This window comes from Gordonia sp. CNJ-863 (assembly GCF_001942325.1).
Classification (GTDB): domain Bacteria; phylum Actinomycetota; class Actinomycetes; order Mycobacteriales; family Mycobacteriaceae; genus Gordonia; species Gordonia alkanivorans.
In genome coordinates this window covers 150093-164151 of the sequence record NZ_MKKG01000033.1, presented here as the reverse complement: position 1 = coordinate 164151, position 14059 = coordinate 150093, and the positions used below count along the sequence as shown (strand labels likewise).

Here is a 14059-nt window from a genome sequence, read left to right as displayed (position 1 = left end):
CGTGAGTCAGAGCACAAGCGGGACCACGGAGCGCCACGACGAGACCCTTGCCGCCATCGGTAGGCGCATCGTCTCGGGGGCACAGCCGGCGGGCAGCGTGCTGACGCTCGACGCCATCTGCACCGAGCACGGGGTGTCGCGGACCGTGGCGCGCGAGGTGATCAAGGTCCTCGAATCGATGGGACTCGTCGAGTCGCGACGCCGGGTCGGCATCACCATCCAGCCGCGCACCAGGTGGAGCGTGTTCGACCCGCGACTGATCCGGTGGCGTCTCGACGGCGCGGACCGTGCGGAGTTTCTCGCGACCCTGTCGGAGCTACGACGCGGATTCGAGCCCGTGGCGGCCGCGCTGGCGGCCGAACGGGCGAACGAGCACCACTGTCGCATCCTGGCGGCCGCGGTGTCGGACATGTCCGTCCACGGACGGACCGGCGACCTCGAGTCGTACCTGCTGGCCGACAAGGTCTTTCACCGCACCCTGCTCGAGGCGAGCGGCAACGAGATGTTCCGGTCGCTGGCCGACGTCGTCGGCGAGGTGCTCGCCGGTCGAACCCATCACGGGATGATGCCGCCGACCCCGAACCCGGCCGCGATCGCACTGCACGACGACGTGGCGAGAGCAATACGCCTCCGCGACCCGAAGGCCGCGGAGGCGTCGATGCGCGAGATCATCACCGAGGCGGCAGCAGCCGTCTCCCCCTCGCTGCCTGAGGTGCGAGCCTCGAAGGCCTAGACCAGCAGCTCGGCGATCTGAATGGTGTTGAGAGCAGCGCCCTTTCGGAGGTTGTCACCCGAGACGAACAGCGCGAGGCCGCGACCGTCCGGGACACCCGGATCCTGGCGGATACGACCCACGAGCGAGTTGTCCTTGCCGGCCGCGGCGAGCGGCGTCGGCACGTCGGTGAGCTCGACTCCGGCTGCGGCACCGAGGATCTCCTGGGCACGAGCAACCGACAGCGGCTCGGCGAACTCCGCGTTGATCGACAGCGAGTGTCCGGTGAACACGGGCACACGCACGCAGGTTCCGCTGACGAGAAGCTCGGGGAGACCGAGGATCCTGCGCGACTCGTTACGCAGCTTCTGATCCTCGTCGGTCTCGCCGGTGCCGTCGTCGACGAGCGAACCGGCAAGTGCCACAACGTTGAACGCAATGGGCGCGACGTACTTGTTCGGGGCCGGGAAGTCGACGGCCGAGCCGTCGTGGACCAGCTTCTCGGCGTCGCCGACGACGGCGCGCACCTGTCCGGCGAGTTCCTCGACGCCGGCCAGACCGCTACCGGAGACCGCCTGGTAGCTCGAGATGATCAGACGCTGCAGTCCGGCTTCGTCGTGCAGCGGCTTGAGCACCGGCATGGCGGCCATGGTGGTGCAGTTGGGGTTGGCGATGATGCCCTTGGGCGGGTTCTTCGCCAGCTCCCCGTTGACCTCCGAGACCACCAGCGGCACATCGGGATCCTTGCGCCACGCCGACGAGTTGTCGATCACGGTGACACCGGCGGCGGCGAACCGCGGCGCCTGCTCGCGGGACATCGTGGCGCCCGCGGAGAACAGGGCGATGTCGAGACCGGCGGGATCGGCGGTGGCCGCATCCTCCACCACGATCTCCCCGTCACCCCACGGCAGCTTCTTGCCCGCCGAACGCGGCGATGCGAAGAAGCGCACCTCGTCGGCCGGGAAGTTGCGCTCTTCCAGGAGGGTTCGCATGACGGCACCGACCTGACCGGTCGCGCCGACGACTCCGATACGTACACCCATGATCAGCGACCCGTTCCTGCGTAGACGACGGCTTCTTCTTCGCCACCGAGATCGAAGGCGGCGTGCAGTGCGCGCACGGCGTCGTCGAGTTCGGTGTCGCGGCACAGCACCGAGATGCGGATCTCCGAGGTGGAGATCAGCTCGATGTTCACGCCGGCCTCGCTCAAGGCCTCACAGAAGGTGGCGGTGACGCCCGGGTGCGACTTCATGCCGGCGCCGACGAGGGAGACCTTGCCGATGTGGTCGTCGTACAGCAGTTCGGTGAAGCCGATCTCCTCGCGCAGCTTGGTGAGCTTCTCGACACCCAGCGGGCCGAGCTCGCGCGGCAGGGTGAAGGTGATGTCGGTCTTGCCGGTGTCGACCTTCGAGATGTTCTGCAGCACCATGTCGATGTTGATCTCGGCGTCGGCGACGGCACGGAACACCTTGGCGGCGTAGCCCGGCTTGTCGTCGAGACCCACGACGGTGATCTTGGCTTCGCTGCGATCGTGTGCGACGCCGGTGAGAATGGCTTCTTCCACGGGAATGTCCTCCATCGATCCGGTCACCACGGTGCCGGGTTTGGTCGAGTACGACGAGCGCACGTGAACGGGAACGTTGTACCGGCGGGCGTATTCCACGCACCGCAGCATCAGGACCTTCGCGCCGCAGGCCGCGAGCTCGAGCATCTCCTCGAAGGAGATCTTGTCGAGGCGGCGGGCGTCGGGGACGATGCGCGGATCGGCGGAGTACACGCCGTCGACGTCGGTGTAGATCTCGCAGACGTCGGCCTCGAGGGCCGCTGCCAGCGCGACGGCGGTGGTGTCGGAGCCGCCGCGGCCGAGGGTGGTGATGTCCTTGGTGTCCTGTGAGACACCCTGGAACCCGGCGACCAGCACGATCTTGCCCTCGTCGAGTGCGCTGCGAACGCGTCCCGGCGTGACGTCGATGATCTTGGCCTTGCCATGTGAGCTCGTCGTGATGACGCCGGCCTGGGAGCCGGTGAACGACTGAGCATGTGCACCAAGCGAACTGATGGCCATCGCCACCAGCGCGTTGGAGATGCGCTCACCCGAGGTCAGGAGCATGTCCATCTCGCGCGCCGGGGGCGCCGGGTTGACCTGCTGGGCGAGGTCGAGCAGTTCGTCCGTTGTGTCGCCCATCGCCGAGACGACGACGACAACGTCGTTGCCCTGCTTCTTCGTCTCGACGATGCGCTCGGCAACGCGACGGATGCGTTCGGCCGTTGCGACCGAGGATCCGCCGTACTTCTGCACCACGAGGGCCACGTCGAGTTACCTCCCGCCGGCTCGTGCGCCGGTTCGATAGACGTCAGCTTGCTTCGGACAACCTTACCGGGCAGCAGATTGCAGCTCTGACCTGGTCACCGACGTTCTGTGATCCGTCGCACACGGCACGTCGCCGGTGGTCGTCCGCGACGACCTAGGATTCCACGGGTGGCCACCCCTACCGACGTCGACGATCCGGGCCGTCGTCCCGACCCCGACCCGGGCACGGGTGGAGTCGACGGCCGGCCGATCTCTCCGGGCGGCTCGACGCCGGCCCGACGCCCCGCCGACCCGAGACCCCCGTTCGCCGACTGGGTCCGCCGGTATCGCTGGTGCCTCGACGCCCTCGTCGTCTATCTGGTCATCCGCGCGATCGGAATCCTCACGCTCGCACGGTTCGCGGACCTGCGCGACATCACGCTCGGCAAGGCGCTCACCGTGTGGGACGGGCAGTGGATGCTGGCGATCGCCACCCACGGATACGACGGGGTGCCGGCGAGCCTGACCGATGCGCGCGGAATCCACACCGCCGACACCGCATATGCCTTCTTCCCCGGGTACCCGTACCTGGTCGGGTTCCTGGCGAAGCTGCCCGGTGTGACGCCGTTCGGTGCGGCGCTGACCCTCAATCTCGTTCTCGGATGCATCGCCGCGGTCGGCGCGGCCCGGCTCGGCATGGAGTGCGCGCGGCTGATGGCCCGTCGCTCCCCCATCGGCCCCGCCCCCGAGCGCGCCACCGGACTGTTCCTGGTGGTGCTCTTCGCGGCGACCCCGATGTCGATCGTGCTCAACATGGCCTACACCGAGGCGATGTTCTGTGCCCTCGCGACGTGGGCACTCATCGGGATCCTCGAGAAACGCTGGCTGCTGGCCGGGGTGATGGCCGGCCTCTGCGGGTTCTGCCGGCCGACCGCCGCGGTCGTCATCGGCGTGGTGGTCCTCGCCGCGCTGGTGTTCCTGTGGACCGGCCGCAGCTCCACCGGGGTCACCGGCGCGGACCGTGCGCGTGCCGTCGCTGCGATCGTCCTCAGTCCGCTGGGATACCTCACCTATCTGGGCGTCGTCTGGGCCCACACCGGTTCGCCGACGGGATGGTTCCGCATCCAGACCGAGGGCTGGGACACCGAGTTCGACTGGGGTGTGGCCGCATTCAACTTTGTCAACGAACAGCTGGTCAATTCCGCCGAGGTGGCCCCGACCGCGACGTCGTGGATCGTCCTGAGCACCCTGGTGATGCTCGGTGTGGCGGTCTGGGCGCGGCTGCCGTGGCCGGTGTTGCTGTTCGGTTCGCTGCTCGTCGCCCAGATCGTGCTGTCGAGCGGCCTGATGATGAGCAGACCGCGACTCCTGTTGCCCGCCTTCGTCCTTCTCATCCCGCTCGCGATGGCCCTCGCCCGGGCGCGGCCGGTGGTCGCCGGCCTCGTCGTCGTTCCGATCGTCGTCGGCAGTTCGTGGTTCGGCGCGCACATGCTGACGGTGTTCCCGCACGCGATGTGACCGCGGTTCCGGCGGCTCAGTGCGCGGAGGCCTCGAAACCCGAACAGAGATAACCGATCCCGGCGTCGAGCCGGGCGCGCGGGTCCAACAGGTGTGTGGCGTCGGGGCGTCCGGCGAGACGGGCGAGGTGTTCGGGCACCGCGGCGTCGGACCGTCCGGCGATCACGTCGGAGAGCCGGACCGACGACGCCTCGGAGTCACCTTGGACCTGATCGTCGATGAGCTTGTCGCCGACGGCCATCAGCGCGACGCCGTGGACGAAGCTCCACACCGTCAGCGCCATGTCGGTGGCACGTTCGATGCCGACACCGAGTTCCAGGAAACCCGCGGACAGCCAGTCGAGACATTCCAGCGAGGCCTCGCCGTAACTGAGCCGAGGTGACGAATAGGCCAGCACCACCCAGGGGTGACGCCGGTACAGCTCCCAGTCGACGTCGACGGCGATCCGGACCCGCTCCTGCCACGACGGCGCGTCCTCGTAGGGGTAGGGATAGCGCTGCGTGACCTCTTCGGACATCGCCAGCAGGAGGGCCTCCTTGTCGGCGACGTGCCGGTACAGCGACATCGCCCCGACCCCGAGCTCGTCGGCGACCCGCCGCATCGAGAGACCGTTCAGTCCCCGGGCGTCGGCGATCCGGATAGCGGCGTCGACGATGACCGCCGGCGACAACTTGGTCGTGCCAGATGTCACCTGCTCGCCCCTCCTGGTCCTCCGCGGGAATAAACGGATTGCGTACAGCGTACTCACCTGGCGTACGCTTGCCCGCGTACACCGTACGCGCCCTCGCTGGACGAGCAGATGAGGACCGCTGCGACGAACCCTGTCGAAACCCCATCTGCGAAACCATCGAGGAGCACATCGTGTCCACCCGTCTCGGCCCGTCGGATCGGCAACTTCCGGGTACCGCCGACCGACGAACCTGGCTGGGACTCGCGGTGCTCACGCTGCCCGTGTTCCTGGTGTCGATGGACGTCTCCGTCCTCTATCTCGCGATCCCCTCGATCACCGACGCGCTCGCGCCGTCGGCGGCCCAGCAGCTGTGGATTCTCGACATCTACGGCTTCCTGATCGCCGGCCTGCTGATCACGATGGGCAATCTCGGCGACCGCATCGGACGGCGTCGCATCCTGCTCGCCGGAGCGCGGTGTTCGGCGCGGCGTCGATCCTCGCCGCCTTCGCACCCACGGCCGGAATCCTCATCGCCGCTCGCGCCCTGATGGGTGTCGGCGGGGCGACGCTGATGCCGTCGAGCCTGTCGCTGATCGCCAACATGTTCTCCGACGACCGGGAGCGCGGCCGCGCCATCGGCGTCTGGACGGCAGCCTTCGCCGGTGGCGCCGCGGTCGGCCCGGTTATCGGCGGCGTGCTGCTGCACCACTTCTGGTGGGGCTCGGCCTTCCTCATCAACGTGCCGGTGCTGGCCGCCCTCCTCATCCTCGGCCCCCGACTCATCCCCGAGTACAAGGCACCCTCGACCGCACGGTTCGACGTGCTCGGCGTCGTGCTGTCGATGGCCGGCATCCTGCCCGTCGTCTACGCGGTGAAGACCATCGCGAGCGACGGCGCCGACGCGGGCGTCATCGTCATCGGGCTCGCCGGCCTGGCACTTCTCGCGGGCTTCGTGGTCCAGCAACGCAGCTCCTCGGCGCCACTCCTCGACCTCAAGCTGTTCCGGAACGCCCACTACGTCGGCGCGATCTCGGTGGCGCTCGTCGGCATGATGGCCCTCGGCGGGATGTCCTATCTGACCGGTGTCTACCTGCAGTCGGTGATGGGGCATGACGTCCTTGCCGCGGCGGTGGCCGGACTCCCGATGGCGGTCGCGGTGGCGGTGTTCTCGATCGGCGCCTCCCGGATCGCTACGGTGGTCGGCACCCGCGCGGCGTTCCTCGGGTCGATCGTGCTGGCGGCGGCCGGCAACTTCGGCTTGCTCGCGCTGACCACGTCGTCGCCGATCTGGGTGTACCTCGTCTTCACGTTCATCGCCGGTATCGGCTACGGCATCCAGTTCAGCCTGGTGTCGGTCGTCGTCGTGGGCGCGGTCCCACCGGAGCGGTCGGGCTCGGCGTCGGGGATCTCGGAAACCAGCTTCGAACTCGGCAACGCGCTCGGACTCGCCCTGTTCGGTTCGCTTGCCACGCTGGTGTTCCGCGGACATCGCGACGGCTGGTCGTTCGGCGACACACTCGGTGAGACGCTCCATCGCGCCCTCGAGATGGGTACGCAGGGCGACGGACTCGCGACCGCGGCCCGCCAGGCCTACGTCGACGGCATGCACGCGGCGTCGCTCGCGATCGGGATCTCGATGACCGTTCTCGGCATCGGGGTGTTCTTCGCGATGCGCAAGCCGCTGACGCCCTGGACTGCCGATGCCCGGACCGAGACCGACGAACCGCAGGAGGGTTCGCCGCTACCCTCGACCAAGTGCATGAACTGATCGAAGGACGATGGAGCGCGCGGGGTTACGACCCCGCCGTCACCATCTCCGTCGCGGACCTCACGACCATCGTCGACGCCGGGCGGTGGGCACCCACCTGGGGGCGCATGCAACCGGTCCGGTTTCTCGTCGGCCGACGCGGAGACGACACCTTCGACGCCCTCACCGGCGTCCTGACCCGGGGGAACTCGGGCTGGGCGCCGCGGGCGGCCGCGCTGGTCCTGGTGTGCACCACGGATCGTCCCGACGACCCGAAGGAACACACATACGCGGCGGTCGACGTGGGTCTCGCCGTATCGCAGATGATCCTGCAGGCCGAGGCACTCGGCTTCAACGGCCACCCGATGGCCGGCTTCGACGCCGCCGCCGCGACCGCGGCCTTCGACATCCCCGCCGACAAGCGGCCTCTCGTACTCCTGGGGATCGGCGCGCTCGTCGAGGACACCGCGTCGTTGCCCGAGGACATCCGCGACCGCGACGAGCGCCCGCGGACCCGCCTGACGCTCGACGAGGTCGCGTTCGCCGGACGGTGGGGACGGCCCGCGTTCACCGCGCCCGACGCGTGAAACGTCCCCGTCGCGATCGATGATCGCGACGGGGACGTCCTTGTTCTCATGCGGCCGTATACCGATTCGGCCTCAGGGACTTCAGCCGACGAGCTCGGGTTCCTGTTCGGTCCGCTCGGCCTCGGCGCGCATGGCCTTGTCCTTGGTCTCCACGATCAGGATCGTGCAGACCACACTGATCGCGGACAGGCCGGCGAGCAGGACACCCACCCAGATCGCACCGGGTCCGGCGATCAGCGGGGCGGCGATCAGCGGCGGGATGGCTCCGCCGAAGATCCCGGCGAGGTTGTAGCCCATGCCGGCACCGGTGTAGCGGTAGCGCGCCTCGAACAGTTCGGGGAGCAGCGCACCCGCCGGGCCGTAGGCGATGCCGAAGATCAGCAGGGTTCCGATCAGGCCGACGACGAAGGCGAAGCCGCCGCCGATCTCGAGGATCGGGAACAGGACCAGCGCCCACGGGATGGCGATGATGCACGAGGTCAGGATGACCCGACGTCGACCGACCCGGTCGGACCACATCGCCGACGCCGCGGTCGACAGGCCGAAGACGATCGCGGCGATCATGCCCGCGCTCAGCACGAACGTGCGGGACAGGTCGAGGCTCTTGGTGCCGTAGTTCGTGAGGAAGGCCGTGCCCATGTAGAAGAGGGAGAACAGGCTCGCCAGCGCACCGCCGGCGATGAGGATCTCTTTCCACTGGTATCGGAAGGCATCCATGAAGGGCAGGGCGGGCCCGTCCGCGGCCTCGGACTCAAGTGCCTTGCGGCGCTGGGCTTCCTGGAAGACCGGGGTCTCCGCGACGGCGAGCCGCACCCAGAGGCCGACGGCGACGAGAGCGAACGACAGGATGAAGGGGATGCGCCAGCCGTAGTCGAGGAAGGCCGAGCTCGTCTCGCCGAGGGTCAGCGTGGCGATGAGGAAGGTCAGACTCGACAGGAAGAATGCGAACGCCGGTCCGAGCTGCGGGAACATCGCGTACAGACCACGTTTTCCGGGAGGTGCGTATTCGGCCGTGAGCAGCGTCGCGCCGGCCCATTCACCGCCCACCGCGAAGCCCTGCAGGAATCGCAGTACGACGAGGGCGATGGGAGCCGCGATCCCGATGCCCGATTCGGCGATGCCGAAGACTCCGGTCTCGTACCCCGGGAGGAGTCCGATCGCCACGGTCGCGACGCCCATGATCAGCAGCGTCCACACAAGCGTCCGCTTGCGGCCGATCCGGTCACCGAAGTGCCCGAACAGCATGGCGCCGACCGGGCGTGCGAAGAACGCCACGGCGAAGGTCGCAAAGGATGCGATCGTGCCGGTCACCTCGTCGGCTGCCGGGAAGAACACCGTCGGGAACACCAGCGCGGCCGCGGTGCCGTAGATGAAGAAGTCGTAGAACTCGATGGTCGTGCCGATCGAGCTGGCGGCCGCGACGCGTCGGAGGCTGGTGGGCTTCGCGTCGGGCGGCGTCTGGGGGTCGGGCGGTAAGTCAGCGCGAGGCGGATCGGCGGGGATCGTGGTCACTGGCGTCGTCCTTCTGTGCAGGCGGCCGCGTCGCGGTTGAGCGGCTCTGTCGAAGACCGGGCGCGAAGCCCGTACACCCCTCCGGGCGCGGGAATGAGTTCGGTCACTCGTGGCTCCTGGTGAGATGCATGTCATAGCTTCACCGGGCCCGCCCCTGCACGGCACCCCCCGAAGAGGGGGCGCGGAGGGGTCAGTTCACGATGGCTGTCGCCTCGATCTCGACCAGCACCTCCGGTTCGTACAGCGCCTGCACGCCGATCAGCGTGGCCGGCGGCATCGGCGTGGGCAGTCCCACCTCGTCTGCCACGGCTCCGATCCCGGCCATGAAGTCCCCGATCTTCGCCGGTTCCCAGTCGGTCACGTACACCGTCAGACGCACGACGTCGCCGAAATCCGCGCCTGCGCCGCGCAAGCCGCGGGCGACGTTCCGCAGCGTCTGGGCGACCTGTCCGGCGAGGTCGGCCGGGATCGGCGATCCGTCACCGGTGTGAGCCACCTGTCCGGCGAGGTACACGTGTCGGGTGCCGGTTCCCACCGCAACGTGGTGGTACGGGGCGTTCGGCAGCATGCCTTCGGGGCTGGAGAGCGTGACGGACATGTGTTCCTCCTGGTCTTTGTAGGTATCGCATGTATACTTGGTTCCGTTCGGTTACTTCAACGAAACCAGGTCTCATGCCCGATACCCCTGCAGCCGCACCGCCCTCGCCGAGAGGCGAACACGAACTGAGGATCGACGCCGCGTCCCGGGAGTTGCTGGGTCAGGTCCTGGACAAGTGGTCCCTGAGCGTGCTGAACGAACTGTGCGAGGCGCCGTCTCGGTTCAACGAACTGCGCCGCGCCATCCCGGCGGTGTCGCAGAAGTCGCTCACCAGCACGCTGCGCCGCCTCGAGCGAAACGGCATCATCGAACGCCGCATGCTCAGCACACGACCGGTCTCCGTCGAGTACCGGATCACGCCGTTGGGCAAGACCGTTCGCGAACCGATCGACGGACTCCTGGAGTGGGCGTCGACGCATCTGCCGGCCATCGACGCCGCGCGCGAGAGGTTCGACGACGAGGTCCTCGGCCCCGACGAGGACCGCTGACGCGGGCCCCGCCTGCCACCGACCGACGGACCAGGAATAGGCTTCCACCTGCACCTTTGGTCTCGATAGCACTGAGGAGTACAGTCGAGCGCATGCAGCGCGCACTCCTTCTCGGTTGCCGCGGCGGGGTCTGACACGACCGGCCCTCCGTCGCGGGGCCCAATCACGCGCCGGTCACTTTCCTTCCAGACACGGAGAATGACCACTCATGGCACCAGCAGACACCTTCACCTCCGGCGCCAGCCGAATCGTCGAGCCGAACGGCCCGATTCCCGCCGACCAGCCCGTATGGAATCCGCAGCGCAACTCCGCGATGCCGGTTCACCGCTACCGTCAGTTCGCCGACGAGGTCGAGACGATCTCGCTGCCCGACCGCACCTGGCCCGACAAGGTCATCACCAAGGCCCCCCTGTGGTGTGCGGTCGACCTGCGTGACGGCAACCAGGCACTGATCGATCCGATGAGCCCGGCGCGCAAGCGTCGCATGTTCGACCTGCTGGTCCGCATGGGCTACAAGGAGATCGAGGTCGGCTTCCCGTCGGCGAGCCAGACCGACTACGACTTCGTCCGCGAGATCATCGAGGACAACGCGATCCCCGACGACGTCACCATCCAGGTCCTGACGCAGTGTCGCGAGGAACTGATCGAGCGCACCTTCGAGGCCTGCCGCGGTGCCGCGAACGTGATCGTGCACTTCTACAACTCCACCTCGGTGCTGCAGCGCCGGGTGGTCTTCCGTGCCGACAAGCCGGCCATCGTCAAGATCGCCACCGACGCCGCCCACAAGGTGCTCGAGGTGGAGAAGAACTACCCCGACACCAACTGGCGCTACGAGTACTCGCCGGAGTCCTACACGGGCACCGAGCTGAGCTTCGCCAAGGAGGTCGTCGACGCGGTCACCGAGATCATCGCTCCCACCCCCGAGAAGCCGATGATCGTCAACCTGCCCGCGACCGTCGAGATGGCCACGCCGAACGTCTACGCGGACTCGATCGAGTGGATGCACCGCAACCTGGCCCGCCGCGACTCGATCATCCTGAGCCTGCACCCGCACAACGACCGCGGAACCGGTGTCGCCGCAGCCGAACTGGGCTTCCAGGCCGGTGCCGACCGCATCGAGGGCTGTCTGTTCGGCAACGGTGAGCGCACCGGCAATGTCTGCCTGGTGACCCTGGGCATGAACATGTTCAGCCGCGGCGTCGACCCGCAGATCAGCTTCTCCGACATCGACGAGATCCGTCGCACCGTCGAGTACTGCAACCAGCTGAACGTCCCCGAGCGTCACCCGTACGGCGGCGACCTGGTCTTCACCGCCTTCTCCGGCAGCCATCAGGACGCCATCAACAAGGGCCTGGACCAGATGAAGTACGACGCCGACGACGCCGACTCCGACGTCGACGACATCGTCTGGGCCGTACCGTATCTGCCGATCGACCCGAAGGACGTCGGCCGCAGCTACGAGGCCGTCATCCGCGTGAACAGCCAGTCCGGCAAGGGCGGCGTCGCCTACATCATGAAGGCCGACCACGGCATGAACCTGCCGCGTCGTCTGCAGATCGAGTTCAGCCGCGAGATCCAGAAGATCACCGACGGCGAGGGCGGCGAGGTCAATCCCAAGGAGATGTGGGATGTGTTCGCCCAGAACTACCTGCACCCGGTCTGGCCGCTGGAGCGCATCCGCCAGAAGGTCGACGCGGCCGAGGTCGACGGCGGCGAGGACCACATCACCGCCGTGGTGAAGATCGAGGGCAACGAGCGGGAGATCACCGGCTCGGGCAACGGTCCGCTGGCCGCCTTCGTCGACGCCCTGGGCACCGTCGGCTACGACGTCCGCGTCCTGGACTACAGCGAGCACGCCCTGACCGCGGGCGGCGACGCCAGCGCGGCGGCGTACGTGGAGACCGAGGTCAACGGCGAGACCGTTTGGGGTGTTGGCGTGGCGTCGTCGATCACCACCGCGAGCCTGCGTGCCGTGGTCTCCGCGGTCAACCGCGCCTACCGCGTCACCTCGACCCCCGCTGCCGAGGACGAAGCCGCACCGCGCACCTGGGCTCCGTAGAGACCCTCGCGTAGCCGAGAACCGAGTACATCTCTGGCCGCTGGGCCGGGACCACGTCGACGGGTGATCCTCGTCCGGGGTCCCGGCCCTTTGCGCACCTTTGAGCCGGCGGACCCTCGAAGACGGCACACGCCGATATCCCTCGCTTCAGGATTTTGTATACGGTTGCGACATGGTAGCCACGACAACCCGCGAGTTGTATCTGGAGACCGGCCTCGCCGTACTCGCCGATTCCGGATACAGCGCGTTGAAGCTGTCCGAGGTGTGCAACCGACTCGGGGTCACCAGCGGCTCGTTTTATCACTTCTTCAAGAACTGGTCGGACTACACCACCCAGCTGATCGACCACTGGCTCGACTCGCGCACCCAGGTGGAGGTCGCGGCCGTCCAGGCCGAACCCGATCCGCTGCGCCGGATGATCGAGCTCATCGAGTTCGCGGTGTCCCTCCCCCACGAGGCGGAGGCCGCGATCCGCACGTGGGCGGCGATGAACCCGGACGTCCGCGAGGTCCAGCAGGCCGCCGACCGGTCGCGCTACGACGTGGTCTTCGACATCGCGATGGAGTTGCTCGACGACCGGGTCGCCGCCCATCGGTATTCGAGCTGGGCCAACTTCGTCCTCACCGGATACGAACAGACCACTCTCCCCGAGGACCGTGAGGCCCTGCGGTGGGCGGCCGAGCAGTTCATCGAGTCCCTGGCGGGTGCGGCCCGGCAACGGCGTGACGGCCAGATCGTGACGACGGATGGGCGCCCCCAGGCACCGGTGGTTGCCCGCGACTGACCTGCCGGTACCGGCGCCCCATGCCCCTCGTGCGGGAACAAAACGGACCGTGGTTTCATTTACCGATCATGAAGAAGATCGGTTTCCTGTCGTTCGGTCACTGGTCGGAGTCGCCCGGATCGCAGGTCCGCACGGCCGCCGACACGTTGCTGCAGTCGATCGACCTCGCCGTGGCCGCCGAGGAACTGGGCGCCGACGGCGCGTACTTCCGGGTGCACCACTTCGCGCGCCAGTTGGCGTCGCCGTTTCCGTTGCTGTCGGCGGTCGGCGCCAAGACCAGCCGGATCGAGATCGGCACCGGCGTCATCGACATGCGCTACGAGAACCCGCTGTACATGGCCGAGGACGCAGGAGCCGCCGACCTCATCGCCGGCGGGCGTCTGCAACTCGGCATCAGCCGTGGATCGCCCGAGCAGGTCCTCGAGGGCTACAAGTACTTCGGCTACGTCCCGCCGGAGGGTTCCACCGACGCCGACATGGCCCGCCAGCACACCGAGGTGTTCCTCCGCGTCATCGAGGGCGGCGGCTTCGCCCGCCCCAACCCGCGGCCCATGTTCCCGAACCCGCCCGGACTGCTGCCGATCGAGCCGCAGTCACCCGGCCTCCGCGACCGCATCTGGTGGGGTGCCGGCACCCGTGCCACCGCCGAATGGACTGCGCAACAGGGCATGAACCTGATGTCGTCGACGCTGCTGACCGAGGACACCGGCGTCCCGTTCCATCAGTTGCAGGCCGAGCAGATCCACCGTTTCCGCAAGGCATGGGCCGACGCCGGCCACCCGCACGAACCGCGGGTCTCGGTGAGCCGCAGCATCTTCGCACTCGTCGACGACCGTGACCGGGCCTACTTCGGCCGCGGGGGCGACGAGTCCGACCAGGTGGGCGTCATCGACAACAGCGTCGCGCGGTTCGGTCGCAGTTATGCCGACGAGCCGGACAAGCTCATCGAGCAGCTCCGCGAGGACGAGGCGATCGCCGCGGCGGACACCCTGCTGCTGACCGTGCCCAACCAGCTCGGCGTCGAGTACAACGCACATGTCATCGAGTCGATCCTCACCCACGTCGCGCCCGCGCTCGGCTGGCGCTGACCTGCG

The 14059-nt window shown here is 68.0% G+C and carries 12 protein-coding genes and 1 pseudogene; 8 read left to right on the top strand and 5 right to left on the bottom strand.

Features of this window, described 5'->3' with window-relative positions; genetic code table 11:
• Window position 1 precedes the first annotated feature (1 nt).
• Window positions 2-733, top strand: coding sequence for a FadR/GntR family transcriptional regulator (locus BJF87_RS16560; protein ID WP_075863579.1), 732 nt, complete (start codon window positions 2-4; stop codon window positions 731-733).
• Here the strand turns inward: BJF87_RS16560 and BJF87_RS16555 are convergent.
• Window positions 730-1755, bottom strand: coding sequence for an aspartate-semialdehyde dehydrogenase (locus BJF87_RS16555; RefSeq protein WP_006358996.1), 1026 nt, complete (start codon window positions 1753-1755; stop codon window positions 730-732). The genes BJF87_RS16560 and BJF87_RS16555 overlap by 4 nt on opposite strands.
• Window positions 1756-1757: 2 nt before the next feature.
• Window positions 1758-3023 carry an aspartate kinase gene (locus BJF87_RS16550; protein WP_075863578.1) on the bottom strand — a complete coding sequence of 422 codons (1266 nt, stop codon included), beginning with the start codon at window positions 3021-3023 and terminating at the stop codon, window positions 1758-1760.
• Window positions 3024-3191: 168 nt separating this feature from the next.
• Between BJF87_RS16550 and BJF87_RS16545 the strand changes: the two genes are divergently transcribed.
• A complete protein-coding gene (locus BJF87_RS16545) occupies window positions 3192-4520 on the top strand; it encodes a hypothetical protein (RefSeq protein WP_075863577.1) in 1329 nt (442 codons plus the stop codon).
• A gap of 16 nt (window positions 4521-4536) precedes the next feature.
• On the opposite strand, the gene BJF87_RS16540 is transcribed toward BJF87_RS16545, so the two are convergent.
• Window positions 4537-5211, bottom strand: coding sequence for a TetR/AcrR family transcriptional regulator (locus BJF87_RS16540; RefSeq protein ID WP_075863576.1), 675 nt, complete (start codon window positions 5209-5211; stop codon window positions 4537-4539).
• A 170-nt stretch (window positions 5212-5381) separates the two neighbouring features.
• On the opposite strand from BJF87_RS16540, the pseudogene BJF87_RS16535 reads away from it, so the two are divergent.
• Window positions 5382-6958, top strand: a pseudogene (locus BJF87_RS16535) (MFS transporter).
• Window positions 6946-7524, top strand: a complete 579-nt coding sequence (locus tag BJF87_RS16530) for a nitroreductase family protein (RefSeq protein WP_075863575.1) — start codon at window positions 6946-6948, stop codon at window positions 7522-7524. The pseudogene BJF87_RS16535 and the gene BJF87_RS16530 overlap by 13 nt, the downstream one beginning before the upstream one ends.
• A gap of 81 nt (window positions 7525-7605) precedes the next feature.
• Here BJF87_RS16530 and BJF87_RS16525 read toward each other — a convergent pair whose 3' ends face one another.
• Together BJF87_RS16525 and BJF87_RS16520 are read right to left on the bottom strand one after the other, a co-directional pair.
• Window positions 7606-9036, bottom strand: a complete 1431-nt coding sequence (locus tag BJF87_RS16525) for an MFS transporter (RefSeq protein WP_075863574.1) — start codon at window positions 9034-9036, stop codon at window positions 7606-7608.
• A gap of 190 nt (window positions 9037-9226) precedes the next feature.
• Window positions 9227-9634, bottom strand: a complete 408-nt coding sequence (locus tag BJF87_RS16520) for a RidA family protein (RefSeq protein ID WP_075863573.1) — start codon at window positions 9632-9634, stop codon at window positions 9227-9229.
• A 74-nt stretch (window positions 9635-9708) separates the two neighbouring features.
• Here BJF87_RS16520 and BJF87_RS16515 point away from each other — a divergent pair, with 74 nt between their 5' ends.
• From BJF87_RS16515 to BJF87_RS16500, 4 genes are all read left to right on the top strand, one after another.
• Window positions 9709-10122: a helix-turn-helix domain-containing protein gene (locus BJF87_RS16515; protein WP_006358988.1), complete on the top strand. Its 414-nt coding sequence runs from the start codon at window positions 9709-9711 to the stop codon at window positions 10120-10122.
• Between the two features lie 208 nt (window positions 10123-10330).
• Window positions 10331-12181 carry a 2-isopropylmalate synthase gene (leuA, locus tag BJF87_RS16510; RefSeq protein WP_035754692.1) on the top strand — a complete coding sequence of 617 codons (1851 nt, stop codon included), beginning with the start codon at window positions 10331-10333 and terminating at the stop codon, window positions 12179-12181.
• A gap of 172 nt (window positions 12182-12353) precedes the next feature.
• A complete protein-coding gene (locus BJF87_RS16505; protein WP_035754691.1) occupies window positions 12354-12965 on the top strand; it encodes a TetR/AcrR family transcriptional regulator in 612 nt (203 codons plus the stop codon).
• Window positions 12966-13033: 68 nt separating this feature from the next.
• Window positions 13034-14053 carry an LLM class flavin-dependent oxidoreductase gene (locus BJF87_RS16500; protein ID WP_075863572.1) on the top strand — a complete coding sequence of 340 codons (1020 nt, stop codon included), beginning with the start codon at window positions 13034-13036 and terminating at the stop codon, window positions 14051-14053.
• Window positions 14054-14059: the final 6 nt, after the last annotated feature.

Coding starts and splice junctions, on each gene's coding strand:
- BJF87_RS16555 (WP_006358996.1), bottom strand. CDS start 1,755: ATGGGTGTACGTATCGGAGTCGTCGGCGCGACCGGTCAGGTCGGTGCC.
- BJF87_RS16520 (WP_075863573.1), bottom strand. CDS start 9,634: ATGTCCGTCACGCTCTCCAGCCCCGAAGGCATGCTGCCGAACGCCCCG.
- BJF87_RS16515 (WP_006358988.1), top strand. CDS start 9,709: ATGCCCGATACCCCTGCAGCCGCACCGCCCTCGCCGAGAGGCGAACAC.
- leuA (WP_035754692.1), top strand. CDS start 10,331: ATGGCACCAGCAGACACCTTCACCTCCGGCGCCAGCCGAATCGTCGAG.
- BJF87_RS16505 (WP_035754691.1), top strand. CDS start 12,354: ATGGTAGCCACGACAACCCGCGAGTTGTATCTGGAGACCGGCCTCGCC.
- BJF87_RS16500 (WP_075863572.1), top strand. CDS start 13,034: ATGAAGAAGATCGGTTTCCTGTCGTTCGGTCACTGGTCGGAGTCGCCC.